At 64.2% G+C, this 23264-nt stretch carries 24 protein-coding genes; 11 read left to right on the forward strand and 13 right to left on the reverse strand.

The annotated features are described in order from the left end of the window. Window positions 1-39: 39 nt before the first annotated feature. Window positions 40-801, reverse strand: coding sequence for a VOC family protein (locus ACZ9H4_RS06905; RefSeq protein WP_476118554.1), 762 nt, complete (start codon window positions 799-801; stop codon window positions 40-42). Between the two features lie 275 nt (window positions 802-1076). Here ACZ9H4_RS06905 and ACZ9H4_RS06910 point away from each other — a divergent pair, with 275 nt between their 5' ends. After that, on the forward strand, window positions 1077-2531 hold the full coding sequence (locus ACZ9H4_RS06910) for an aminotransferase-like domain-containing protein (RefSeq protein WP_408324509.1): 1455 nt from the start codon (window positions 1077-1079) through the stop codon (window positions 2529-2531). Window positions 2532-2676: 145 nt separating this feature from the next. After that, complete coding sequence (gene htpG, locus ACZ9H4_RS06915) at window positions 2677-4575, forward strand: molecular chaperone HtpG (protein ID WP_476118556.1); 1899 nt, start codon at window positions 2677-2679, stop codon at window positions 4573-4575. A 132-nt stretch (window positions 4576-4707) separates the two neighbouring features. Here the strand turns inward: htpG and ACZ9H4_RS06920 are convergent, their stop codons facing one another. Both ACZ9H4_RS06920 and ACZ9H4_RS06925 read right to left on the reverse strand, forming a co-directional pair. Further along, window positions 4708-4980, reverse strand: a complete 273-nt coding sequence (locus ACZ9H4_RS06920; protein WP_408324506.1) for a hypothetical protein — start codon at window positions 4978-4980, stop codon at window positions 4708-4710. 206 nt (window positions 4981-5186) lie between these two features. Continuing rightward, on the reverse strand, window positions 5187-5690 hold the full coding sequence (locus ACZ9H4_RS06925; protein WP_476118557.1) for an OmpA family protein: 504 nt from the start codon (window positions 5688-5690) through the stop codon (window positions 5187-5189). Window positions 5691-5868: 178 nt separating this feature from the next. Between ACZ9H4_RS06925 and ACZ9H4_RS06930 the strand changes: the two genes are divergently transcribed. Both ACZ9H4_RS06930 and ACZ9H4_RS06935 read left to right on the forward strand, forming a co-directional pair. After that, window positions 5869-6585 carry a chorismate--pyruvate lyase family protein gene (locus tag ACZ9H4_RS06930; RefSeq protein ID WP_476118558.1) on the forward strand — a complete coding sequence of 239 codons (717 nt, stop codon included), beginning with the start codon at window positions 5869-5871 and terminating at the stop codon, window positions 6583-6585. Then, entirely contained in the window at window positions 6582-7106 is a 525-nt protein-coding gene (locus ACZ9H4_RS06935; RefSeq protein ID WP_408141673.1) for a DNA-deoxyinosine glycosylase, read from the forward strand. The genes ACZ9H4_RS06930 and ACZ9H4_RS06935 overlap by 4 nt, the downstream gene beginning before the upstream one ends. 141 nt (window positions 7107-7247) lie before the next feature. On the opposite strand, the gene ACZ9H4_RS06940 is transcribed toward ACZ9H4_RS06935, so the two are convergent. Further along, window positions 7248-7373 (reverse strand): hypothetical protein, encoded by a 126-nt coding sequence (locus tag ACZ9H4_RS06940; protein ID WP_476118560.1) that lies wholly within the window; start codon window positions 7371-7373, stop codon window positions 7248-7250. An 83-nt stretch (window positions 7374-7456) separates the two neighbouring features. Here ACZ9H4_RS06940 and ACZ9H4_RS06945 point away from each other — a divergent pair, with 83 nt between their 5' ends. The 4 genes from ACZ9H4_RS06945 to ACZ9H4_RS06960 all read left to right on the forward strand — a co-directional run bounded on the left by ACZ9H4_RS06945 (window position 7457) and on the right by ACZ9H4_RS06960 (window position 12056). Continuing rightward, entirely contained in the window at window positions 7457-8380 is a 924-nt protein-coding gene (locus tag ACZ9H4_RS06945) for a class I SAM-dependent methyltransferase (RefSeq protein WP_476118562.1), read from the forward strand. Window positions 8381-8978: 598 nt separating this feature from the next. Next, the gene (locus tag ACZ9H4_RS06950; RefSeq protein WP_476118563.1) at window positions 8979-9218 is read left to right on the forward strand and encodes a DUF3311 domain-containing protein; all 240 of its coding nucleotides are present in this window, start codon (window positions 8979-8981) and stop codon (window positions 9216-9218) included. Then, window positions 9218-10768, forward strand: coding sequence for a monocarboxylate uptake permease MctP (gene mctP / locus ACZ9H4_RS06955; protein ID WP_408141675.1), 1551 nt, complete (start codon window positions 9218-9220; stop codon window positions 10766-10768). Before ACZ9H4_RS06950 ends, mctP begins: the two co-directional genes overlap by 1 nt. A 163-nt stretch (window positions 10769-10931) precedes the next feature. Then, window positions 10932-12056 (forward strand): FUSC family protein, encoded by a 1125-nt coding sequence (locus ACZ9H4_RS06960; protein ID WP_476118564.1) that lies wholly within the window; start codon window positions 10932-10934, stop codon window positions 12054-12056. A gap of 23 nt (window positions 12057-12079) precedes the next feature. Here the strand turns inward: ACZ9H4_RS06960 and ACZ9H4_RS06965 are convergent, their stop codons facing one another. From ACZ9H4_RS06965 to ACZ9H4_RS06985, 5 genes are all read right to left on the reverse strand, one after another. Then, window positions 12080-12499, reverse strand: coding sequence for a VOC family protein (locus ACZ9H4_RS06965; RefSeq protein WP_408141677.1), 420 nt, complete (start codon window positions 12497-12499; stop codon window positions 12080-12082). A 261-nt stretch (window positions 12500-12760) separates the two neighbouring features. After that, window positions 12761-13714, reverse strand: coding sequence for a transaldolase (gene tal / locus ACZ9H4_RS06970; RefSeq protein ID WP_476118565.1), 954 nt, complete (start codon window positions 13712-13714; stop codon window positions 12761-12763). Between the two features lie 250 nt (window positions 13715-13964). Further along, window positions 13965-15185: a benzoate/H(+) symporter BenE family transporter gene (locus ACZ9H4_RS06975; RefSeq protein ID WP_408141679.1), complete on the reverse strand. Its 1221-nt coding sequence runs from the start codon at window positions 15183-15185 to the stop codon at window positions 13965-13967. Window positions 15186-15247: 62 nt separating this feature from the next. Further along, window positions 15248-16423: a vWA domain-containing protein gene (locus tag ACZ9H4_RS06980; protein WP_408324498.1), complete on the reverse strand. Its 1176-nt coding sequence runs from the start codon at window positions 16421-16423 to the stop codon at window positions 15248-15250. 100 nt (window positions 16424-16523) lie between these two features. Continuing rightward, window positions 16524-17366, reverse strand: coding sequence for an AAA family ATPase (locus ACZ9H4_RS06985; protein WP_408141681.1), 843 nt, complete (start codon window positions 17364-17366; stop codon window positions 16524-16526). A gap of 494 nt (window positions 17367-17860) precedes the next feature. Between ACZ9H4_RS06985 and ACZ9H4_RS06990 the strand changes: the two genes are divergently transcribed. After that, window positions 17861-18229: a c-type cytochrome gene (locus tag ACZ9H4_RS06990; protein ID WP_168663539.1), complete on the forward strand. Its 369-nt coding sequence runs from the start codon at window positions 17861-17863 to the stop codon at window positions 18227-18229. Between the two features lie 60 nt (window positions 18230-18289). Further along, window positions 18290-18673: a c-type cytochrome gene (locus ACZ9H4_RS06995; RefSeq protein WP_408153886.1), complete on the forward strand. Its 384-nt coding sequence runs from the start codon at window positions 18290-18292 to the stop codon at window positions 18671-18673. Between the two features lie 117 nt (window positions 18674-18790). Here the strand turns inward: ACZ9H4_RS06995 and ACZ9H4_RS07000 are convergent, their stop codons facing one another. The 3 genes from ACZ9H4_RS07000 to rsxB all read right to left on the reverse strand — a co-directional run bounded on the left by ACZ9H4_RS07000 (window position 18791) and on the right by rsxB (window position 20866). Then, window positions 18791-19225 (reverse strand): DUF1841 family protein, encoded by a 435-nt coding sequence (locus tag ACZ9H4_RS07000; RefSeq protein WP_121319308.1) that lies wholly within the window; start codon window positions 19223-19225, stop codon window positions 18791-18793. A gap of 109 nt (window positions 19226-19334) precedes the next feature. Next, window positions 19335-19979: an endonuclease III gene (gene nth / locus ACZ9H4_RS07005; RefSeq protein ID WP_476118568.1), complete on the reverse strand. Its 645-nt coding sequence runs from the start codon at window positions 19977-19979 to the stop codon at window positions 19335-19337. Between the two features lie 20 nt (window positions 19980-19999). Beyond that, window positions 20000-20866: an electron transport complex subunit RsxB gene (gene rsxB, locus ACZ9H4_RS07010; RefSeq protein ID WP_408324496.1), complete on the reverse strand. Its 867-nt coding sequence runs from the start codon at window positions 20864-20866 to the stop codon at window positions 20000-20002. A 238-nt stretch (window positions 20867-21104) separates the two neighbouring features. Here rsxB and ACZ9H4_RS07015 point away from each other — a divergent pair, with 238 nt between their 5' ends. After that, entirely contained in the window at window positions 21105-21737 is a 633-nt protein-coding gene (locus tag ACZ9H4_RS07015; RefSeq protein WP_408141686.1) for a TetR/AcrR family transcriptional regulator, read from the forward strand. A gap of 156 nt (window positions 21738-21893) precedes the next feature. On the opposite strand, the gene ACZ9H4_RS07020 is transcribed toward ACZ9H4_RS07015, so the two are convergent. After that, window positions 21894-23171 (reverse strand): polyhydroxyalkanoate depolymerase, encoded by a 1278-nt coding sequence (locus ACZ9H4_RS07020; protein WP_408141687.1) that lies wholly within the window; start codon window positions 23169-23171, stop codon window positions 21894-21896. Window positions 23172-23264 lie beyond the last annotated feature (93 nt).

Below are 23264 nucleotides of genomic sequence, written 5' to 3' on the forward strand. Positions count from 1 at the left end.
CTTCAATTATCGCGCGAGTCGGCGACCCGCGCGCGCTGCTTATTTGAGGGTCCGGAGACCATCGGGTGTTTCAAATTCGGCGACGAGCGCGGCGGCGCCGTCGGTGGACTGCAATTCGAGCAGATGCGCGGCGCCGAGCCACTGCAATTGCGCCCGCACCGGATCGGCTTGCGGATGCACGGCTTTTAGCGCTTTCAGCGCGATGCCCGTGGGCGGCAGCGCATCCGACGGATGGCGCGGCGAGTCCCATTGGATCAGCGAGGGCAGCACGCCGTCGCCCGCGCCTTGCCAGGCCGGGAAAGCGCCGTCGTCAGGCACCGACAGGCCCCAGGTGAAATCGCCGCGCGTCATCGGCACGATGGGCGGAATGCGCTGTGGAAACTGCGCTCGCCACGTTCTCAGCTGCTTCGGGCGTTCGACCCGGGCGACCCAGTGCGACAGATACGGGCCGTTTTCGAGCCGCGCGTGCGTCGCCGGGTCGTCGAGGGCGAACAGGCGGGGGCGCGGCGCGCCGGCGTCGGCGGAGGCGGCGGGGTCGGCAGAAGCGGCAGAAGCGGCAGAAGCGGCAGAAGCGGCAGAAGCGGCAGAAGCGGCCGCCGGCGCGGCGTGCGGGTCGATCGCGATCACTTCCAGATAGACGCCGCCCCACAGATTCAGCAGCCGGTTGTGGGTGCGCATCAGCGGATGCGCACCGCCGCCAGCCGGCGCGACGCCGAGCGTATCGGCGACGTACTGCGTGCCCTCGTCGAGGGTGCGCGCTGAAACCACGAGGTGATCGAGACGGAGCGGATGAGCTGTCATGACGGAGCGAGGAAACGGTTTTCTGCGGTAAGCCGGTGCGCGCCAGATGTGGCGGCGCTGCTGCCCGGGCCGTAAGCATAACCGTTTGCCAGATCGGCGGGCCATGCGGATGGTGTCGGGACCGGGGTTGCCGGATCGGTTGCGAGCGGCGGAACCCTTGTCCGCACGCTTTGGCGCTGCCTCACCATCCTTTGTCGAACTCAAATGTAACGGCGGCGACCGGCACAGTAACGGTACAATCGATTCGATACTGTTCGGTACAGTTGGAGCCCGTCATGTCTGTCTTGCTTGCCCAGATTCCCGCCCCGCACGATACGTCAGCGCTGACGCTGGTCGAGCAGCTCGTGCAGTGGGCGCGCCGCCGTATCGAGGAACGCGTGTTCCGCCCCGGCATGCGCATGCCGTCGATCCGCAAGCTCGCGCTCGACAAGGGCGTGTCGCGCTTCACGGTGGTCGAGGCGTATGAGCGGCTGGTGGCGCAAGGGTATCTGGAGTCGCGGCGCGGCTCCGGGTTCTATGTGCGCGAGCGGCTCGCCGGCGCGCCGGTCACGGAAATTCGCCCGCCTGCCGAGGGCGCGCCCGCGCCGGCCAAGATCGACGTGGTCTGGCTGTTGCGCAACATGCTGTACACCGGCACGCGCCCCGAGCGCAGCCCGGGTCTCGGTTATCTGCCCGCGCGCTGGCTCGACGGCGACCTGATTACCAACGCATTGCGCACGCTCGGGCGGCAAAGCGGCGCGCAGATGCTCGGCATCGGCACGCCGCAGGGTTTCCTGCCGCTGCGCCAGCAATTGCAGACGCGGCTCGAAGAACTGGAGATCGGCGCGTCGCCGGAGCAGATCGTGATGGTGTCGGGTGTCACGCAGGCGATCGACCTGATCTCGCGCATCTACGTGAAGCCGGGCGAAGCGGTGATCGTCGGCGATCCGGCCTGGTTCCAGATGTTCGGCTGCTTCGCGTCGCAAGGCGCGCGGCTGGTCGGCATGCCGTACACGCCGGACGGCCCCGATCTCGACGCGCTCGAAACGCTCGTTCAGACGTGGCGGCCGAAAATGCTGGTGATCAACTCGGTGTTGCAGAACCCGACCGGCACGTCGCTGACGGCGGCCCAGGCGTTCCGCATTCTGCGCCTCGCCGAAGCGTACGATTTCATCGTCGTCGAAGACGATATTTACGGCGATCTATGCCCGCCGAGCCATCCGGGCACGCGCCTCGCGAGCCTCGACCAGTTGAAGCGCGTGATCTACCTCGGCAGTTTTTCGAAGACGCTCGCGCCGAATCTGCGCGTGGGCTTTATCGCGTGCGCGCCGGAGGTGGCGACGGCGGTCAGCAACCAGAAGATGCTGGTCGGCATGACGAGCCCCGAGCTCAACGAGCGCGTCCTATATAAGATTCTGACCGAGGGCCACTATCGGCGGCATGTCGAGCGATTGCGCGCGCGGCTCGACGGCGTGCGCGAAAAGTCCGCGCGGATGCTGGAAAAGACCGGCATGAAGCTGTTTCTGACGCCCGCGGCCGGCATGTTCTTATGGGTCGACACGGGCGTCGACGCGGGTTCGCTGGCCGCCGCCGGGCACGAAGGCGGCTTCCTGCTGACGCCCGGCAGCCTGTTTTCACCGCAGCAGTCGCCGACGACGTGGATGCGCTTCAATATCGCCAATTGCGGCGACCCTGAACTGGCGACGTTTCTGTGCCGCTATCTCGACAGTGTCGCGCGGCGCGCCTCTTGAAACCGTGCCGGGTCGTCCCCAGTTAGGCGCACGATCTGGTGGCCGGCATACCGGTGGCCCGGCCGGCCGCACCGAACGGCGCGGGCGCCCGAGTACCCCGCCTGACCTGATGAACCCCCATTCGCAACAGAGAGGAAGTCCGACCATGGCACAAGAAACCATGAGCTTTCAGGCAGAAGTGAAACAGCTTCTGCAACTGATGATCCATTCGCTGTACAGCAACAAGGAAATCTTTCTGCGCGAGCTGATTTCCAACGCATCCGACGCGGCCGACAAGCTGCGCTTCGAAGCGATCGAAAACAGCGCGCTGTACGAGAACGATCCGAACCTGCGAATTCGCGTGTCGTTCGACAAAGACGCGCGCACCGTCACGCTCGACGACAACGGCATCGGCATGAGCCGCGACGAAGCGATCGCGAACCTCGGCACGATCGCGCGCTCGGGCACCAAGGAATTCTTCGGCAAGCTCTCCGGCGACCAGCAGAAAGATGCGGCGCTGATCGGCCAGTTCGGCGTGGGCTTCTATTCGGGCTTCATCGTCGCGGACAAGATCACGGTCGAAACGCGCCGCGCCGGTTTGCCGGCCTCGGAAGGCGTGCGCTGGATCAGCGCGGGCGAGGGCGATTTCGTGGTGGAGCAGATCGAGCGCGCCGCGCGCGGCACCACCATCACGCTGCATCTGCGTGCCGATGAGGACGAGCTGCTGTCGGCGCATCGTCTGAAGTCGATCATCCAGAAGTACTCGGACCACGTCGCGCTGCCGATCCTGATGCAGAAGGAAGAGTGGGACGCGGAAAAGAGCGCGATGGTCACGAAGGACGAGGACGAGACCGTCAATCAGGCGAGCGCGCTGTGGACCCGCGCGAAGAACGACATCAGCGAGGAGCAGTACAAGCAGTTCTACCAGCACCTCGCGCACGATCATCAGGACCCGCTCGCGTGGACCCACAACCGTGTGGAAGGCCGCAGCGAATACACGCAACTGCTGTACGTGCCGAGCCACGCGCCGTTCGACCTGTGGAACCGCGAGCAGCGCGGCGGGCTGAAGCTGTACGTGAAGCGCGTGTTCATCATGGACGACGCCGAGCAACTGTTGCCCACGTATCTGCGCTTCGTGAAGGGTGTGGTCGATTCGAGCGATCTGCCGCTGAACGTGTCGCGCGAAATCTTGCAGGAAAGCCGTGACGTCAAGGCGATCCGCGAAGGCGTGACGAAGCGCTCGCTCTCGATGCTCGAAGAACTGGCCAACTCGGAAAACGAAGCCGATCGCGAAAAGTACGCCGGCTTCTGGAAGGAATTCGGCCAGGTGCTGAAGGAAGGCATCGGCGAAGACTTTGCGAATCGCGAGCGCGTCGCGAAGCTCGTGCGCTTTGCTTCCACGCATACGGAAACGCCGGAGCAGACCGTCTCGCTGGCCGACTATGTCGCGCGCATGAAGCCCGAGCAAACGAAGATCTACTACGTCACCGCCGACACCTGGCAGGCCGCGACCCACAGCCCGCACCTCGAAGTGTTCCGCAAGAAGGGCGTGGAAGTGCTGCTGCTGACCGATCGCGTCGATGAGTGGATTCTCTCGTACCTGACCGAATTCGACGGTAAGCCGCTGCAAAGCGTGGCGCGCGGTGATCTCGATCTGGGCGCGTTGAACGACGAAGAAAAGCAGGCGCAGGAAAAGGTGGGCGAAGAGTTCAAGCCGCTCGTCGAGAAAATGAAGGAAGCACTGAAGGACAAAGCGAAGGACGTGCGGTTGACGTTCCGCCTGACCGACTCGCCGTCGTGCCTGATCGCCGACGATGGCGAAATGAGCGGCTACCTGCAACGCATGCTGAAGGCCGCAGGTCAGCAAGCGCCGTCGTTCCATCCGATTCTCGAAGTGAATCCGGAGCATGCGCTGGTGAAGGGCTTGCACGCGGACAGCGCCAACTTCGACGACTGGTGTCACCTGTTGTTCGATCAGGCTTTGCTCGCCGAAGGCGGCGCGCTGGACGATCCGGCGAGCTTCGTGAAGCGCACCAATGCGCTGCTGCTGTCTCGTGCGAATTGAGCATGAGCCGACAGCGTCGCACTGACGCTCGTTGCTGAAAAATGCGCTGCTTCGGCAGCGCATTTTTTTTGCCCCCCCGCGCGACGGTGCGATGGCGGCTCGGCGGTGTCAGCCCGAACGGTCAGCGAGGATTCATTGAGCGGTGGAGACCGTGGCCGTCAGATGACGCACTTGCGCCAGCACGCAGCCGGCCAGTTCTTTTGCCTCGTGGCTGGAGGTGTTGTCGCCGAGTACCTTGGCCGCGAGACTGCCGATGGCTTTGCTGGTTTGCTTCGACGTGTGGTGTTGCGCTAGTGCCGAGCCGGCCAGTTCTTTCTCGCGAAGCGGGGCGTCGCTGCGCCGCAAAACGAGCGCCGCAAGATGAGCGATACGCGCAGAAGTTTCTGCATGATTTCCGATGTTCAATGTGACTCCCTGGTGTTTTTATCGAAGCAGCCGACGGGCCGAAGTTTCATCCGGCGTCGGCCTGAATTAATAATGGTTAGCTAAACAAAATCGATCAACGTCCATAAATGGAGATCGGGATGTTGATTATGAAAATCCTGGTTTGTCTTATGTCGATGCGTCTTAAACCAGGAGCCCGGAAGATTCATGCGCTATTTCCGGGCTAATTATTTACCCATCAACGTATCGAGCCTCTCGCCGCGCACGATGATTTCCGTACGGCGATTCAACGCACGGCCTTCGGGGGTATCGTTACTCGCCACCGGGTTGTTATACGCGTTGCCCTTCGTGCGGATGCGATCCTGCGCCACGCCGCGTGCGACCAGTGCATAGCCCACCGAGGTCGCACGCGCTTCGGATAACCGCTGGTTGTAGTCGAGCGTGCCGACATTGTCGGTATAGCCCTCGACGACGATCGGCTTCCTGCTACGCTTGAGCAGCACGGCGGAGCGATCGACGACCGCGCTCGAATCGGCCCGTACCTCGGATTGGTTGAAATCGAACAACGCGGTTTCGGGCAGCTTCACCGCGACGCCGTCCGCCGTGCGCGTCACTTCGATGCCGACCGCCTTGTTCAGCGAGGTTTCCTTGTCGCGATCGAGCGGGGCGGTGCAGCCCGCCATCAGCAACACCGACACCGCGCATGCGGTTGTGCCCAGGAATGTCTTCATCTCTTCTTTCTCCTTGATGTTTGTTTGAAGCACGGAGGTTTTATCGCGCGCCGCAAAGAGGAGAAATCAGATCCTTCCGAAAACGACATGTGCATTGATGCGCGGCGCGCGGCGGCGCGCGGCGGCGCTCGGGTGCGTGAGAATTCTCCGGATGGCCACGCCGTTATAATCCGACACCATGTCTATCCGTTTCGATGCTGCCGACGCCCACTGGCGTGTCTCGCCCCTACCCGGCCTGAGCGCCGCCCAGAAAGACTGGTTGACCCGAGGTGGTTCGCTGACCGCGCATCTGCGCGCGCTCGGCCCGGTCGCGGTGCGCGTCACGCGCGAAGGCGTCGCGCTCCCCTGGCCCGACGAGGCGGCCGCGCTCGGTCTCGCGCCGCGTGCGCCCGTGTGGGTGCGCGAAGTGGTGCTCGCGGTGGCTGGCGTGCCGTGCGTCGCGGCGCATAGCGTGACGCCGCGCGCGGCGAGCGTCGGCGTGTGGCAGGCGACGCGGCGTTTGCGCACGCGCCCGCTCGCGGAACTGCTGTATAGCGACAGCAGCGTGGCGCGCTCGTCGCTGGTGAGCCGCAGGGTGGGCGCGCGTCATCCGTTGTATTGGCTGGCGGCGCGGGAAATCGGCGCTGGGATTGCGCGAGCGCCGCATGCGTTCGTCGCGCGGCGCTCGGTGTTCGAGCGGCATGGCGCGCCTTTGATGGTGACGGAGTGTATGTTGCCGGCGCTGTGGGAATGTGTGGCGGCTTCCGCGGCTTCCGCGGCTTCGGTGGGTTCGCGCGAAGAGCGCGGTTTCGCTTCACGCGAGGACGCCGGGCACGCCACGCATACGGCCTTTGCGCGCCAGCGCGAACACGGCCGGCCACTCGCGCGATGCCGTGACGAGGGCCAGCGCTCATGACGTTCAAACGCTGCTTTGCGCCGGTCGTCGATGCTCGTACACGAGTGTTGATTCTGGGTAGCTTGCCGGGTGAGAGGTCGTTGGCGCATGGGCAGTACTATGCGCACAAACAGAACCGGTTCTGGCATCTGGTCGGGGATGTCATCGGCGCAAACCTCAGCGCGATGGAATACGATGAACGTTTGCGCACGCTCCTCGAACACCGCATCGGACTATGGGACGTGGTCGCCGAGGCGCGCCGCTCCGGCAGTCTCGACAGCAACATTCGCGATCATGCGAGCAACGATCTCGTCGGCCTTATCGGGACGCTGCCCGAACTCGCCTGCGTTGCCTTCAACGGCGGCACGGCGGCGAAGATCGGCGAGCGTGCCCTTGGCGAGCGCGCGAGCGGGTATCGCATGCTCAGGCTTCCATCGAGCAGCCCCGCGCACGCGACGATACCGTATGCGGCCAAGCTCGAAATCTGGCGCAACATCCACGATTGTCTGCATGAGGACGGCGAGTGCGGGCGGCTGCGGTAGTCGGCGCAGCGCGCTGTCCGCGCCACCGTTGCCACGCTGCACGCGAGCGATGCATCAAGGCGCGGTTTGGGCTGTCATTGAGCCGATGGTGTAGTGCAATCCACTTGCAACCTCGGTTCAGCGCATCGCACAGAAGGAAATTCAGAGCGACGGCTCGTTGGACACCGGCTCGCTTTCGCGCATGGCCGGGCGAATCGCCGACGTGACGCCGTCACGCGGCCCGAACCGGACGCGCAAGCGGTCCGCGTTCTGTTGGCCCGTCGACACGGAGCTGCGTCGACAACCTGAACCTCGGCGAGTGCTATGCTCTCGTTCGACCAAAAATTGCGTCTCTGGCGCGACATCCTCACATGACGAAACTGATCAAGCGCACTTCGGCCGAGGCGCGCGCCTTCCGCAACCGTGACACCGACGCGTTCGCCGGCAAACAGAAAACCGCGCAAACCACCACGCGCAACAAGCGCGCCGCGCTCGACGACGATCTGCACGACGCGCCGCAAATCGAAGCGCCGCGCAAGCCGCGCTTCGCCCCGGTGACGTTCTCGGAAGAGGGCGGCGTGCGCTTTCTGCACTTCGGCACGGAATGGGTGCAAGGCGCGATGCGTCTGCGCAAGCCGGATCACATCGAACTCGAATACGCGCAGCAGATGATGGCCTGGCTGCTGTTCATCGAAACACCGAAGCGCGTCGTCCAGCTGGGTCTGGGCGCGGCTTCGCTGACCAAGTTCGCGCACCGCTTCCTGACGGGCGCGAAGGTCGAGGCGGTCGAGGTGAACCCGGCGGTCGTGGTGGCCGCGCGCACGATGTTCGAACTGCCGCACGACGATGCGCGTCTGGCCGTGCATGAAACCGATGCGTGGGACTTCGTCAACGACCGCGCCAATCACGGCACGATCGGCGCGTTGCAGATCGACGTCTATGACGCGACGGCGCGCGGCCCGGTGCTCGACAGTGTCGGCTTCTATCGCGCGGTGCGCGCGTGTCTGACCGATGCGGGCGTGGTGACGGTGAATCTGTTCGGCGATCATCCGAGCTTCGTGCGCAACATGAAGCGTCTGAACGAAGCGTTCGACGGCCGCGTGGTCGCGCTGCCGGAAGTGCACGACGGCAACCGCATCGCGATTGCGTTTTCGGGGCCGGCGCTCGATGTGCCGTTCACCGCGCTGCAAACGCGCGCGAAGCTGATCGAAGCGGAACTCGGCTTGCCGGCGCGCAAGTGGATCAAGGGCCTGCAGGAATCGACGGGGCAAAAGGGCGCGTCGTTTTCTATCTGAGTGTGGAAGCGGGCGGGGCCGGGTAGGTGCCGCCTCACGGCGTTCCGGCCGCTTGCGGGATGCCTCGGGGTGCTGGGGGAATGTCGGCGGTTCGGCGTTCCCCGGGCGCTTGGATTGCTCCAGGTGTGTCGTGTCAGCAACGCCCAGGCAAAGCTGAAGTACCTCAACCACGCCGCACACGATCTCCTGTGACCGAGGCCCGCCCCGACGCTCCAGCAGCCTCTACGCGGCGACAACGCCCACACAGGCAAGCAGCGCTAAGCATCAGCTCCTTGCGCGGCTACGCCTGCACAGCACGCCCCGCATACAGCAAAAGCCCCCGTACAGCAAGCATCGCTCCCGCCCCTCGCCGTTCCCCTCGAGTCATCGCCGCATCCCCGCGCCTGACTCCCAGCCATACTCCATCGCGCATGTCCCCGTGTCACAGCAGCGTCCCGCCTCGGGTCGTCCCTGCTTGACCGCGCGTTCGCGGCTCCTATACTCTTTCGGAGCTTTCTTCGGGGCGCCCGTGGCCACCCGCGGGGCGGCCACCCGCTGTGGGATCCACCTCCCGTCAAAGACACGGGCCAACAATTCAATAATAGGAAGAGGAGACGTCATGGCTCACGACGCCGACGCGAACAAGGCCAGCAAGCACTGGCTCTGGTTGCTGCTACTGCCCTGGATCGCGATGATCTGGGTGCCGTCATACAACAGGATCGAACCGCAGCTGTTCGACTTCCCGTTCTTCTACTGGTATCAGCTCCTGTGGGTGCTGATCAGCGCCGTCATCACGGCGCTCGTGTACTTCAAGACCAAATCGCGCTACACGGGCCGTTCGAAAGGGGGCGCGCAATAATGAACGCCACAGCAACTTTCGTCTTCGTCCTGTTTTTCATCGGCGTCACCATTCTCGGCTTCGTCGCGGCCCACTGGCGGCGCGGCGATCTCGCCCATCTGGAAGAGTGGGGTCTCGGCGGCCGGCGCTTCGGCACCATCGTCACGTGGTTCCTGCTGGGCGGCGACCTGTACACCGCGTACACCTTCATCGCCGTGCCGGCGCTGGTGTTCGGCGCGGGCGCAACCGGCTTCTTCGCGCTGCCGTACACGATCCTGATCTATCCGTTCGCGTTCGTCGTGTTCCCCAAACTGTGGAGCATCGCCAAGCGTCACGGCTACGTGACGTCCGCGGACTTCGTGTCGGCCCGCTACGGCAGCCGCATGCTCGCACTGGCGATCGCCGTGACCGGCATCGTCGCGACCATGCCGTACATCGCGCTGCAACTGGTCGGCATCGAAGTGGTGATCGGCGCGCTCGGTTTCGACACCAAGGGCTTCGTCGGCGATCTGCCGCTGATCATCGCGTTCGCGATTCTCGCCGCGTACACGTACACGTCGGGCCTGCGCGCGCCGGCAATGATCGCGGTGGTCAAGGACATCCTGATCTACGTGACGATCTTCGCCGCGATCATCGTGATTCCGCCGCAACTGGGCGGTTTCAGCCATATCTTCAGCGTGGTGCCGCCGGAGAAGCTGCTGCTGAAGTCGCCGGACGTGTCGAGCCTGAACGGCTATAGCGCCTACGCAACGCTCGCGGTCGGCTCGGCGCTCGCGCTGTTCCTGTATCCGCATTCGATCACGGCGGTACTGTCGTCGAAGTCGGGCAACACGATCCGTCGCAACATGGCGCTCCTGCCGGCCTATTCGCTGGTGCTCGGCCTGCTCGCGCTGCTCGGCTTCATGGCGCTCGCGGCCGGCGTGAAGGACATGCCGGAATTCGTGCCGTACTTCAAGGCCTTCGGCCCGAACTTCGCGGTGCCGGCGCTGTTCCTGCACTTCTTCCCGTCGTGGTTCGTCGGCGTGGCGTTCGCGGCGATCGGTATCGGCGCGCTGGTGCCGGCGGCGATCATGTCGATCGCGGCGGCCAACCTGTATACGCGCAATGTGCACAAGGAGTTCGTCAACCGCAACATGACGCACGAGCAGGAGACCAACGTCGCGAAGCTGGTCTCGCTGATCGTCAAGGTCGGCGCGGTCGCGTTCATTCTCGGTCTGCCGCTCACGTACGCGATCCAGTTGCAGCTGCTCGGCGGCATCTGGATCATCCAGACGCTGCCGGCCATCGTGCTCGGCCTGTACACGCGCGTGCTCGACTACCGTGGCTTGCTGATCGGCTGGGCGGTCGGCATCGGCACCGGCACGTGGATGGCGGTCTCACTGAAGCTGGCCAGTTCGATCTTCACGATCCATCTGTTCGGCATGGCGATCCCGGGTTATGCGGCGGTGTGGTCGCTGATCGTGAACCTGGTGGTGTCGGTCGTGGTGAGCCTGCTGGTGCGCGCGTTCGGCATGCAGCGCGGCGAAGACCGCACCCGTCCGGAAGATTATCTGGACGTGGTCGAAGGCTGAGCGCAACGGCGTGGCGCCGTGACGCCTGGCTCGGCCGGGCGTCGTTGTCGATAGGCCTGAAAACCGCAGCGCCCGCAGACGAAAGTTTGCGGGCGTTTGTCTTTACCGGGCACTCCAGGGCAGGATAGCGAAACTGTCCTTTCCAAGCGTGGGTCGCGCCGCCATGGCATCTGCCGATTCCCATCCCGTGATTCCACGCCGCTCGGCGCTCAGCCGGATGGTGCGCGCCGTGACGTCGCCTTACTACCGCTATCGCCACGCGAAGGTGCTGCACAGCCTGCGTGTGGGCCTCGCGATGCTGTTCTCGATTCTCGCCACCAGCGGTATCGATATACCGCACGGCATCTGGTCGTCGGTGACGCTGCTGGTGGTGATCGGCGGTTTGCAGCATCACGGCAATATCCGCAAGAAGGCGGCGGAGCGGGCAGCCGGGACGCTGCTCGGGGCGTCGATCGGGCTGCTGCTGATCGTGCAGCAGAATCTGGTCGGCTCGCTGCCGCTCACCTATGTGCTGATGGCGATCATCGCGGCAATCTGCGCGTGGTTCGCGATCGGCTCGTCCGGCTATGTCGGGCTGCTGACGGCGATCACGATGTGCATCGTCGCGGGTCACGGCGACAATCTGATCGACGTCGGCCTGTGGCGCACGCTGAACGTGCTGATCGGTATCGTGATCGCGCTGGCGTTTTCGTTCGCGCTGCCGCTGCACGCGACGTATTCGTGGCGCTACGGCCTCGCGGCCAACCTGCGCGAATGCGCGTCGATCTACGCGCGGCTGCTGGATGGCGAGACGATCAGCGAAGAGGAGCAGGTCAAGCGCTTTCTGCAAATCAACCAGCGGCTGGTGCAGTTGCGCTCGCTGATGCCGTCGGTGGCGAAGGAAATCGACGTGCCGCAGGCGAAGCTCGAAGAGATTCAGCGGCTGCATCGCTCGGTGCTCAGCGCGCTGGAATTGCTCGCGACCGGTCCGCTCATGCATGCCGACGCCGTGGCGCGCGCCGCGTATGCCGCGCGCTGCGGCGTCGAGGTCCGCGCGGTGCGGGCGATTCTGCTGGCGATCGCCCGCGGGCTGCGCTTTGGGCGCGCGACGCAGTTCGGCATTCCGGCCGCGTCGCCGCTCGCGCAGACGTCGGGCGACGGGGCGCTCAGGCTGCCGCCCGATCTGCAGGGGCCGTATTGGCTCGGGCAGCGGCTCGCGGAGCAGGTGGAGCGGCTACGCGCGCTGTTGCTGGAGACCGAGCCGAACTGGAATATCGAGCGGCATTCGCGCAGTTTGCTGAAGGGGTAGGGCGCGCGGCCGCCGACGACGCTTTAAGGCTTGTCCGGCACCGTCACCATCCACATGAGGCCGAAGCGGTCCACCACCATCCCGAAGCCCTTGCTCCAGAACGTGGCCTGAAACGGCATCACCAGCTGGCCGCCGTCGGCGAGCGCGTTGAAGTAGCGCTCGGCGGAGGCGGCGTCGTCGGCCGTCAGCGACAGGCTGAAGCCGCTCATCGGACTGGCCGCGGGATCGCCATTGCCGTCGGACGCCATCCAGGTGGTCGAGCCCATCCGCACGTTCGCGTGCATGATTTTTTCTTCGAGATCGGGGCGCGGCTGGTGTCCCGAATCCGGCGGCGCCTCCTTGAAGCGCATCTTGAAGGTGACTTCGGCGCCGAGCTTCTCGCAGTAATACGCGAGCGCTTCCTCGCAACGTCCGTTGAAAAACAGGTAGGGCTGAACTTCCATGATCGTCTCCCGGAACTGGTGTGCGCACCGTCAGCCCGGAGCCAGCGGCGCCGGGGAGCGGGCGTGGAATCGATTGTAGTCGTCCGTCCTGGCGCCGATTGTGACGTTATTGCGTAGGAAAAGTGTAGGAAAAGCGGTGATGCGGGCGGCCTCGAACGATGGCGCCGCCTTGTAAACGGCGAGCGGCCCCGAACCGCGAGGTCCAGGGCCGCCCTTGCAGCCGCGTCAGCCGCATGAATCACGCGGCGCGCGAAGCGAAGCTCAACGCAGCGCTTCGATCAGCTTTTCCAGCTTCACCGCGTCTGCGGCGAACGCGCGGATGCCTTCGGCGAGCTTTTCGGTCGCCATCGCCTCGTCGTTGACGAGGAAGCGGAACGACGCCTCGTCCACCGGCACGCGCTCGATGTTCGCTTCGTTGGACATCTCCGGCGACAGCTTGCGTTCCACCTTATCGGTGCTGTCCTGCAGCTTCTGCAGCAGATCCGGGCTGATGGTCAGCAGATCGCAGCCGGCCAGTTCCAGAATCTGTCCGGGCGTGCGGAAGCTCGCGCCCATGACCTCGGTCTTGTAGCCGAACTTTTTGTAGTACGCGTAAATGCGGCGCACCGATTTGACGCCCGGATCGTTGGCGCCGCCGTCTTTCGCTTCGTCCCACGCGCTGCCGGCGTTCTTCTTGTACCAGTCGTAGATGCGGCCGACGAACGGCGAGATCAGTTGCGCGCCCGCTTCGGCGCAGGTCGCGGCCTGGGCGAGCGAGAACAGCAGCGTCATGTTGCAGTGGATGCCTTCCTTCTGCAGCACTTCCGCGGCGCGGATGCCTTCCCAGGTGGAGGCCAGCTTGATCAGCACGCGTTCGCGGCCAATGCCGTGTTCCTTGTAAAGCGCGATCAGCTCGCGCCCTTTGGCGATCGAGCCCTCGACGTCGAACGACAGGCGCGCGTCGACTTCGGTCGACACGCGGCCCGGGATGATCTTGAGGATTTCGGTGCCGAAAGCGATCAGCAACTGGTCGATGATCGCGCCGACCGGCTTCGACGCGTGCGCCTTCACGGTTTTTTCGAGCAGCGGGCGGTAGTCGTCTTTCTGCACGGCCTTCAGGATCAGCGACGGATTGGTGGTCGCGTCCTGCGGCTTGTACTGGGCAAGCTGCTGGAAGTCGCCGGTATCGGCGACGACGGTGGTGTATTGCTTGAGTTGATCGAGTGCGGTTGTCATGTTCGGGCCTTCAGGGCGCGCGCGCCGTGGTTCAGGAGAAATGAGATTGCCGCCGGGCTGACAGGACGGAATCGGCGCCGGCGGCCGCGGGTCACGCTGCAGCGTCCCCGTGATGTTGCCGGGAAACGCTGCCGGATGCTTCTATTCTATGGCGGATCGCCTGATCCGGTGTTGACACTTGGCTTCGGCGATCCGTTCACGGAATTGTCGGCGATGTGGGGCCGTCGAGCCAATTCGTCACGCCGGCCCGTCACGCGCGCCGGGCGTTCAGCACCAGTTGCGTCAGCACGCCCGCCACCAGCCCCCAGAACGCCGAGCCGATCGACAGCAGCGTCAGCCCCGAGGCCGTGACCATGAAGGTCACCAGCGCCGCCTCGCGCTGCTTCACGTCCTGCATCGCGTTGGTCAGGCCGCTCATGATCGAGCCGAACAGCGCGAGCGCCGCGACGGACACCACCAACGCCTTCGGCAAGGCCGCGAACAACGCGGCGATGGTCGCGCCGAAAATGCCGGCGAGAAGATAGAAAACGCCGCCCCAGACCGCGGCGGTGTAGCGCTTGTCGCGGTTTTCATGCGCTTCGGGGCCGGTGCAGATCGCCGCCGTGATCGCCGCAAGATTGATGCCGTGCGAGCCGAACGGTGCGAGCAGCAGCGACACGATGCCGGTCGTCGAAATCAGCGGCGCGGACGGCGTGGTGTAGCCGTCTGCGCGCAGCACGGCGATGCCCGGCACGTTCTGCGACGCCATCGCGACGACGAACAGCGGAATCCCGATGCTCACGCTGGCCGCCACCGAGAACGCCGGCAGCGTGAACACCGGATGCGCGAGCGCGACGTGAAAGCGGCTGAAATCGAGCAGCCCGAGCCCGCCCGCGGCGGCCGTGCCGACGATCAGCGTCGTGACGATCGCGTAGCGCGGCGCGAGCCGTTTGACGATCAGGTAGGTGAAGAACATCGTCAGTACGAGCGCGGTCTGGAACTGCGCGGCGCGAAAAATCTCGATGCCGATCTCGAACAGAATGCCCGCCAGCAAGGCGGAGGCGATGCCGGCCGGGATCTTCTTCATCAACGTGTCGAACCAGCCGGTCAAACCGACCAGCGTGAGCAGCGCCGCGCAGACGATGAACGCGCCGATCGCCTCGGCATACGCCACATGCGGCAGCGACGACACCAGCAGCGCCGCGCCGGGCGTCGACCACGCAATCACGATCGGCGCGCGAAAACGCAGCGACAGGCCGATCGTGCACACGGCCATGCCGATCGACAGCGCCCAGATCCACGACGAAATCTGCGCGTCGCTCAGATGCGCGGCCTGGCCCGCCTGGAACATCAGCACGAGCGAACTGGTGTAGCCCGTCATCATCGCGACGAAGCCGGCGACGACGGTGGAGAGCGAGGTATCGGCGAGCGGATTGAGGCGCCGGGGCGGTGTCGCGGCAGGGGGCGACTGGGGCGATGAAGAAAGGCTCATGCAGGTGCTTTTTTATAGTTGGGGGTAATCAGTGACAGCGATACGGCAGCGGTACAACCGCGTTATTTGCTCAGCATGCGCATTGCGCTCTCCAACCCGGCAAGCGTGAGCGGGTACATCCGGTGTCCGAGCACTTCGCGGATCGCGCCGACCGATTGCCGGTACGCCCACAGACCTTCCGGTTCGGGATTGAGCCACGCGTGATGCGGGAAATGATCCGCGAGACGGCGCAGCCACACCGCGCCGGCCTCGGCGTTGTTGTATTCCACCGAGCCGCCTGGCTGCAGCACTTCGTAGGGGCTCATCGTCGCGTCGCCGACGAAAATCAGCTTGTAGTCGGGCGTGAACTTGTGCAGCACGTCCCACGTTGGCATGCGTTCGGCGTGGCGGCGGCGGTTGTTCTTCCACAGGAAGTCGTACACGCAATTGTGGAAGTAATAGAACTCGAGGTGCTTGAACTCGGCTTTCGCGGCGGAGAACAGTTCTTCCGTGCGTTTGATGTGGTCGTCCATCGAGCCGCCGACGTCGAGCAGCATCAGCACCTTCACCTTGTTGTGCCGCTCCGGCACCATCTTCAGATCGAGCCAGCCGGCGTTCGCGGCGGTGCTGCGGATCGTGTCGGGCAGATCGAGCTCTTCGGCGGCGCCTTCGCGCGCGAAGCGGCGCAAACGGCGCAGCGCGACCTTGATGTTGCGCGTGCCGATTTCGACCTGGTCGTCGTAATCGCGATACGCGCGCGCTTCCCACACCTTCACCGCCGTGCGGTTGCCCGCCGCGTCGCCGCCGATGCGCACGCCCTCCGGGTTGTAGCCGCCGTTGCCGAACGGCGACGTGCCGCCCGTGCCGATCCACTTGCTGCCGCCTTCGTGGCGCTCTTTCTGTTCGTCGAACAGCTCCTTGAGGCGCTCCATCAGCTTGTCGAGCCCGCCCATCGCCTCGATCTGCGCCTTTTCCTCCGGCGACAGGTCGCGTTGCAGCTTCTTCTTCAGCCAGTCGAGCGGGACGTCGAACGCCAGTTCCGACGCTTTCGCGACGCCGTTGAAATACGCGCCGAACGCCTGATCGAACTTGTCGAAATACTGCTCGTCCTTGACCAGCGTGATGCGCGAAAGGTAGTAGAACTCGTCGAGCGACGGCGCGATCACGTTGGCTTTGAGCGCTTCGAGCAGCGTCAGATATTCCTTCACCGACACCGGCAGCCTGGCGGCGCGCAGCGAGTAGAAGAAGTCGATCAGCATGCGGTGTGCCCTCCAGCGGCGAATGGTCGATGCGACGCGTCGGGCGGCGGTGGGCCGGCATCGACCCGGCTGCCGCTCTTCGACGACGAGGCTCGCCCGATCAACGGTTGTTGCGGTTCATGAAAATCAGCCGTTCGAACAGGCTCACGTCCTGTTCGTTCTTCAGCAGCGCGCCGTGCAATGGCGGAATGATCTGCTTCTGGTCGGACGAGCGCAGCGCTTCGGGCGGAAGGTCTTCGGCGAGCAGCAGCTTGAGCCAGTCGAGCAGCTCCGAGGTGGACGGCTTCTTCTTCAGACCCGCGACGTTGCGCAGTTCGAAAAAGCTCTGCATGGCCGCGGCGAGCAGTTCCTTCCTGATGCCTGGGTAGTGCACCTCGACGATCTGCTGCATCGTGGCCGGATCGGGAAACTTGATGTAGTGGAAGAAGCAGCGGCGCAGGAACGCGTCGGGCAGCTCCTTCTCGTTGTTCGACGTGATGATCACGAGCGGGCGCTGTTTGGCGCGGATCAGCTCGTGCGTCTCGTACACGTAGAACTCCATGCGGTCGAGTTCGCGCAGCAGGTCGTTCGGGAATTCGATGTCGGCCTTGTCGATCTCGTCGATCAGCAGCACGGTTTGCTCGTCCGACTCGAACGCCTGCCACAGCACGCCCTTGACGATGTAGTTGCGGATGTCCTTGACGCGCTCGTCGCCGAGCTGCGAATCGCGCAGGCGCGACACCGCGTCGTATTCGTACAGACCCTGCTGGGCCTTGGTGGTGGACTTGATGTGCCACTGCAGCAGCGGCATGCCGAGCGCGGCGGCGACCTCTTCGGCGAGCATGGTCTTGCCCGTGCCCGGTTCGCCCTTGATCAGCAACGGGCGCTTCAGCGTCATCGCGGCGTTGACCGCGAGCTTGAGGTCGTCGGTGGCGACGTACTGCGATGAGCCTTCGAAACGCATGGCGAGATGCTCTTGATCGGGAAAAAACCCAGTATAAGTCAGAAGCCCTGTTGGCCTGAAACCGGCTCGCGTATGGTGTCAGCCGAGGTTCAGCCCGATGCGCGGGACGGCAAAACGCGTGTTGCGTGCGTGCTGCATGCGTTGCGCACGGGTGGGCCGCGTGCTCGTTTGGTGTTCGTTCGGGATCCACCCAGTGCGGCGGGCGGGTGCCTGAGCTGGGCTTGCCGGTGTTTGAGCCGGTGCCCCGGACGGCGCGGACCGTGCGCTCGGCCACCCCGTCAGGCCTTGCGCGGCGGGCGTGCCGGAGTAAAGCGGCGCCGGCCGTGGCTTTGCAGCCGGCGGGCGGGCCGCTGGCCCCGCGCGGTGGACGTTCTGCGCGGCGTCGCGGTACAATTAGCCCGATTTTTTTGGCCTGCGTGGCTACCCTATAAGAAGAACGGCGCGGGCCGTTGCCTTTTTTGGGCGCCCGTTCCCCTCATGCCAGGTTACATGCTATGAATAAATTCGTCGGCAAACACGTCGTGATCGCAGCGCTGTCGGTGCTCACGGGCTATGCGGTCAGCGCCCAGGCAGCGGATGTGGTTGGTAACGCGAAGGCGGGGCGGGCCAAGGTCGCGATGTGTATCGGCTGCCACGGCATCCCCGAATACCGTACGGCTTATCCCGAGGTCTACCGTGTGCCGATGCTCGGCGGCCAGAATCAGGCATACCTCGAAAACGCGTTGCGTGGCTACAAGAAGGGCGACCGCCATTTCGACACGATGCACGCCATTGCCGTCTCGTTGTCGGATCAGGACATTGCCGACATCGCCGCTTACTACGCGGCGCAAAATGCCTCTTCGAAAAACAATCCCGACAAGTGATCGGCCGCGGCCGTCCATTCAGTCACCCGGCTATCAATTATTCGCGGGATAGGAGAATTCATGATTAAGCCCCAACAGGCACTCCACACGGTGTTCAAGGCTGCTTGCGCGTCGGCGGCGGTGATCGGTCTGGCTGCAGCGAATCTCGCGCATGCCGCCGATGCAGGCAACGGCAAGGTGCTGTCCGAGAGTCACAACTGCGCGGCTTGCCACGGCGTCAATCTGAACAAGCCGGTGAGCCCGGAGTATCCGAAGCTCGCGGGCCAGCACGCCGACTACATCTACTGGGCGCTGCGCCAGTACCAGATGGGCGTGGGCAATCCGCATCTCGGCCGCAACAACGCGATCATGCAGGCGCAGGTGCAGAGCCTGTCGCAGAGCGACATGAAAGACCTCGCGGCTTATATCGAATCGCTGGACGGCGATCTGGTGCAGAAGAAGTAAGCGGGCCGCGTCATGATTTGAGCGTCATTGCCGCGCTGCTTTTCGGATTCGAACGACACCCCGCTTTGGCGGGGTGTTTTGTTTTGGGCGGCGGCGCGGCCGGCGCTCAGTCCGACCTCAGTCGCGCGTCGCGCGCCGCTCGATGCGCTGCAGATAGGCGTCCGTATCCGGCGGCGTGCCGGTGCGCTGCGCTTCCCAGATGGTTTCGCCGAGGCACTCCATGATCGCGTGCTGCGCGTCGTGAGTCGAGCCGAGGCGCGACGCGAGCCGCTCGTGCGCCGCGCGAATGCCCGGCGGCTGGTCGATCGACAACTGTTCGCTGATCGCGAGATGCATCGACAGATGCAGGAATGGATTGGTCTGGCCGCGTTCGGGCGAGTAATCCTGCGCCTGGGCGGCGCCGCTATCGCTGAGGTCCGCGTGATATTCGGGATGCTCGACGATCCAGTCGGCGGCGATCGCTTCCAGCGGCGTCAGAATCTCGCCTTGACGCTGCTTGCGCCAGGTGTCGGTGAAAAAGAGGCGGACTTCATCGCGGCTGGGATTGAACATCGTGGAACCGGTGCGTTTGAGTGGGCGCGCGCGAGACAAGCGCGCAGGCCGGTATTTTACGCCGCGGCGGCGCGCGCTGCTGGCGCCGCGCCGCGCCTCGCGAGGCGGCTCAGAGATCCGGCGGCGGCGTTTTCGGACGGAACTCGCAAAGCGGCTCGATCACGCAATGCCAGCATTCGGGGCGACGCGCCTTGCAGACATAACGGCCATGCAGGATCAGCCAGTGGTGCGCATCCTGTCTGAACTCGGCGGGCGTGAATTTCTCCAGCGCCGCTTCGACCGCGCGGACGTCCTTGCCGGGCGCGAGCCCGGTTCGATTGGCAACCCGAAAGATGTGCGTATCGACCGCGATGGTCGGATGGCCGAACGCGGTGTTCAGAATCACGTTGGCGGTTTTGCGGCCCACGCCCGGCAGACTTTCGAGCGCTTCACGGTCCTCCGGCACTTCGCCGCCGTACTGATCGAGCAGAATGCGGCAGGTCGCGATGACGTTCTTCGCCTTGGTCCGGTACAGCCCGATCGTCTTGATGTAGCCGGTCACGCCTTCCTCGCCGAGATCGAACACCTGCTGCGGCGTGTTCGCGACCGGGAACATCTTGCGCATCGCCTTGTTGACCGACACGTCCGTGGCCTGCGCCGACAACAGCACGGCAATCAGCAGCTCGAACGGTGAAGTGTACTCAAGCTCGGTCGTTGGATGGGGGTTGAGACTCTGTAGCGTTTCGTAGATGGCGCGGCGTTTTTTCGCGTTCATGCGGAGCGTGGCGGGTGCGTTTAGCGCGGGTTGGACGGCGTGTCGGCGTCGGTGTCGTCGTCGGCGGCGTCGGCGAGGCCGAGACGGCGGCGGCGCGCTTCGGCGGCGTCGATCTGCGCCTGCACGTCGGCGCTAACGTGTTCGGTGTTCAACGGGTCTTGGCCTTTGGCAGCCAGTTCTTCTTTCTTCTTGCGAGCGCGCTCGAGCGCGGCCTGGATGATCGCGCGTTTCTTCGCTTCGGCGTCGTCCACGTTGGGGGCCACTGGCGCTGTAGCGGTACCGGCTTGCGTTGTTTGAGTCGCTTGCGTCACGTCCGGAGTGAGCGCCGTGCCCGCGCCGCCGGCGCGGCGCGCAGCAGCACGCGCTTCGGCGGCTTCGCGCTCACGCGTGAGACGGGCTTCGCGCCGGTTGTGACGCGCGCGCGCGGCGTCGGCCTGGCTCTGGGTCCATGCGTTCCAGCCGGTCGCCTCGCCGGTGACGGACGGCATCGCAATGCAGTCGACCGGGCACGGTGGCACGCACAGATCGCAGCCGGTACAGAGTTCGGCAATCACGGTGTGCATCTGTTTCGGTGCGCCAACTATCGCGTCGACCGGACAAGCCTGCATGCACAGCGTGCAGCCGATGCAAACCTGTTCGTCGATAACCGCCAACGGACGCGCGCGTTCGACTCCGTTGGCGGAATTGAGCGGAATCACCGGCCTGCCGAGCAACGCGGCGAGGCGTGCGATACCCTCGGCGCCGCCGGGAGGACACTGGTTGTAATTGGCGTCGCCGTTCGCAACGGCTTCGGCATAGGGACGACATGCGGGATATCCGCACTTCGTGCATTGCGTTTGGGGCAGCAGATCTTCTATGCGATCCGCAAGTATTTTAATGTCTGTCACGGTCACGACGGGGGGCTTGCCTTGCTGCCGCATAGCTTGAACTAAATAGCACATTATCGCCGATTTCCCCAATTGCCATTCGCAATCCATGTGCCATAATCGAAGCGCTTTTTCGAAAGACCGCAGAAAAGGGTGTGTTCCCCAACCATGGCGCGCCCGTTCAACGCTGTCGGTGCAAGGCCCGAGGAGAGGCCGGCGGCGCGATCCGGATAACGCGGCTCACGAAGACGATGCCACCATGAATCAGCCGAAAATCAAAAGAGATCCTGAAGGCACGCGGCGCCGCATTCTGCTTGCGGCGGCCGAAGAGTTTGCAAATGGTGGGCTATTCGGCGCACGCGTCGATCAGATCGCCCGCCGCGCGGAAACGAATGAACGCATGCTCTATTACTACTTCGGTAGCAAGGAGCAGCTTTTCACCGCGGTACTCGAGCACGCGTTCAGTGCGCTCAACGAAGCGGAACGCACACTCGAACTGAACGGCGTCGCGCCGGTCGAGGCCGTGACGCGTCTCGCGCATTTCGTGTGGGATTACTACCGCGATCATCCCGAGTTGCTGCGTCTGGTCAACAACGAGAATCTGCATGAAGCGCGCTACATGCAGAAGTCGACGCGTATCCGCGAAATGATCTCGCCGATCGTCGCGACGCTCGGCGGCATTCTCGAACGCGGGCAGCGTGCGGGGCTGTTTCGCGCCAACATCGATCCGCTGCGCTTTTACGTGACGCTGTCGGGCATGGGCTATTACATCGTGTCGAACCGCTTCACGCTCGAAGCGACGCTCGGCCGCGATTTCAACAGCGCCAGCGAACGCAGTGAAGTGGTTCAGATGAACACCGAGTTGCTGCTCGCGTATCTGTTGCGCAAGTAGGCGCGCAAGTAGGCGCGCACGCGACGTGACGCGCCGTCGCGCGCGTTGGGCGAGGCACAAGCACGCCGTCGCACACCCTATGGCAAAGCGGCATCGCAAACGAAAACGGCCTCCGAAGAGGCCGTCGTTTTTGCCGGATGCCGCGTGCGGATTCGCTCAGGCTTCGACTTTTTCCTTCGCCACTTTCGGCGCCTTGTTGTGCTCGAGGATGAAGTCGCGCAACTGCGGATAAATAATCGTGCGCCAGCGCCGGCCCGAGAAAATGCCGTAATGGCCGCATTTTTCCGCGGTGAAGTGGCGCTTGTCACTCTCCGGAATGCCGGTGCACAGTTCGTGCGCGGCATAGGTCTGACCGTCGCCGGAGATGTCGTCCAGTTCGCCTTCGATGGTGAATAGCGCGGTCTTCGAGATGTCCTGCGGCTTCACCCGCTCGCCGGCGATGTCCCACGTGCCTTCGGCAAGACGGAATTCCTGGAACACCACGCGGATCGTGTCGAGGTAATAGTCCGCGTCCATGTCGAGCACGGCGTTGTACTCGTCGTAGAAGCGGCGATGCGCTTCCGCGTCGTCTTCGTCGCCGCGCAGCAGGCTCTGGTAGAAATCCCAGTGCGAGGCCGCGTGACGTTCCGGATTCATGGCGACAAAGCCGGTGTGCTGCAGGAAGCCCGGGTAAACCTTACGGCCCACACCCGGATAGTTCGGCGGCACCGTGAAAATCACGTTGTTCTCGAACCACTCGTACGAGTGCTGGGTGGCGAGTGAATTGACCGAGGTCGGGCTCTTACGCGCGTCGATCGGGCCGCCCATCATCGTCATGGTGCGCGGCGTGTCTTCGCCGCGGCTCGCCAGCAGCGAAATGGCCGCGAGCACAGGCACCGTAGGCTGGCACACCGAGATCACATGCAGATTCTTCGCGCCGATGTGACGGATGAATTCCTGGATGTAGGCGACGTAGTCGTTCAGACCGAACTCGCCGGCTTCGAGCGGCACCATGCGCGCGTCGATCCAGTCGGTCAGGTACACCTTGTGGTCTTGCAGCAACGTCCGCACGGTATCGCGCAGCAGCGTAGCGTGGTGTCCCGACAACGGTGCGCAGACCAGCACGACCGGTTCGTCCTTCAACTGCGTGACGGCGTCGCTGTCGTCGGCGAAACGCTTGAAGCGCATCAGGCGGCAGAACGGCTTCTCGACGATGATCTGCTCGATGATCGGGATGTTGTGACCATCTTTGACAATCTGGTGAAGATTGAACTCGGGCTTTTCGTAATCTTTACCCAGCCGGTACAGTAGTTCGTAGCCGGCCGACAGACGGGTTGCGCCCGGCACGTAGGCCAGTGGACTGGCAGGATTCGCGAACGATTTCGACGCGGCCTGGGCCCAGGCGGTAAGGGGGCTCAACATCGCCCGTTGGAATTCGTGCAGTTGATAGAGCATGGGTGCTCCGTTTTAAGCGGTTCGCATGGGGCTTCGCAAACACGCGTAAGGCGTTGCGGCGGGCCGTTTTGATTGTTGGCGCATTGATTTTCG

The sequence above is a fragment of the Paraburkholderia sp. TE9906 genome (assembly GCF_056279605.1).

Bases quoted from the DNA above. Each gene is read 5' to 3' on its own strand.
- mctP (WP_408141675.1), top strand. From the start codon at position 9,218: ATGAACGCCACAGCAACTTTCGTCTTCGTCCTGTTTTTCATCGGCGTC.
- ACZ9H4_RS06935 (WP_408141673.1), top strand. From the start codon at position 6,582: ATGACGTTCAAACGCTGCTTTGCGCCGGTCGTCGATGCTCGTACACGA.
- ACZ9H4_RS06905 (WP_476118554.1), bottom strand. From the start codon at position 801: ATGACAGCTCATCCGCTCCGTCTCGATCACCTCGTGGTTTCAGCGCGC.
- ACZ9H4_RS06925 (WP_476118557.1), bottom strand. From the start codon at position 5,690: ATGAAGACATTCCTGGGCACAACCGCATGCGCGGTGTCGGTGTTGCTG.
- ACZ9H4_RS06965 (WP_408141677.1), bottom strand. From the start codon at position 12,499: ATGGAAGTTCAGCCCTACCTGTTTTTCAACGGACGTTGCGAGGAAGCG.
- htpG (WP_476118556.1), top strand. From the start codon at position 2,677: ATGGCACAAGAAACCATGAGCTTTCAGGCAGAAGTGAAACAGCTTCTG.
- ACZ9H4_RS06950 (WP_476118563.1), top strand. From the start codon at position 8,979: ATGGCTCACGACGCCGACGCGAACAAGGCCAGCAAGCACTGGCTCTGG.
- ACZ9H4_RS06910 (WP_408324509.1), top strand. From the start codon at position 1,077: ATGTCTGTCTTGCTTGCCCAGATTCCCGCCCCGCACGATACGTCAGCG.
- ACZ9H4_RS06995 (WP_408153886.1), top strand. From the start codon at position 18,290: ATGATTAAGCCCCAACAGGCACTCCACACGGTGTTCAAGGCTGCTTGC.
- nth (WP_476118568.1), bottom strand. From the start codon at position 19,979: ATGAACGCGAAAAAACGCCGCGCCATCTACGAAACGCTACAGAGTCTC.
- ACZ9H4_RS06930 (WP_476118558.1), top strand. From the start codon at position 5,869: ATGTCTATCCGTTTCGATGCTGCCGACGCCCACTGGCGTGTCTCGCCC.
- ACZ9H4_RS06990 (WP_168663539.1), top strand. From the start codon at position 17,861: ATGAATAAATTCGTCGGCAAACACGTCGTGATCGCAGCGCTGTCGGTG.
- ACZ9H4_RS07000 (WP_121319308.1), bottom strand. From the start codon at position 19,225: ATGTTCAATCCCAGCCGCGATGAAGTCCGCCTCTTTTTCACCGACACC.
- ACZ9H4_RS06985 (WP_408141681.1), bottom strand. From the start codon at position 17,366: ATGCGTTTCGAAGGCTCATCGCAGTACGTCGCCACCGACGACCTCAAG.
- ACZ9H4_RS06975 (WP_408141679.1), bottom strand. From the start codon at position 15,185: ATGAGCCTTTCTTCATCGCCCCAGTCGCCCCCTGCCGCGACACCGCCC.
- ACZ9H4_RS07020 (WP_408141687.1), bottom strand. From the start codon at position 23,171: ATGCTCTATCAACTGCACGAATTCCAACGGGCGATGTTGAGCCCCCTT.
- ACZ9H4_RS07015 (WP_408141686.1), top strand. From the start codon at position 21,105: ATGAATCAGCCGAAAATCAAAAGAGATCCTGAAGGCACGCGGCGCCGC.
- ACZ9H4_RS06945 (WP_476118562.1), top strand. From the start codon at position 7,457: ATGACGAAACTGATCAAGCGCACTTCGGCCGAGGCGCGCGCCTTCCGC.
- ACZ9H4_RS06960 (WP_476118564.1), top strand. From the start codon at position 10,932: ATGGCATCTGCCGATTCCCATCCCGTGATTCCACGCCGCTCGGCGCTC.
- tal (WP_476118565.1), bottom strand. From the start codon at position 13,714: ATGACAACCGCACTCGATCAACTCAAGCAATACACCACCGTCGTCGCC.
- ACZ9H4_RS06980 (WP_408324498.1), bottom strand. From the start codon at position 16,423: ATGCTGATCGACTTCTTCTACTCGCTGCGCGCCGCCAGGCTGCCGGTG.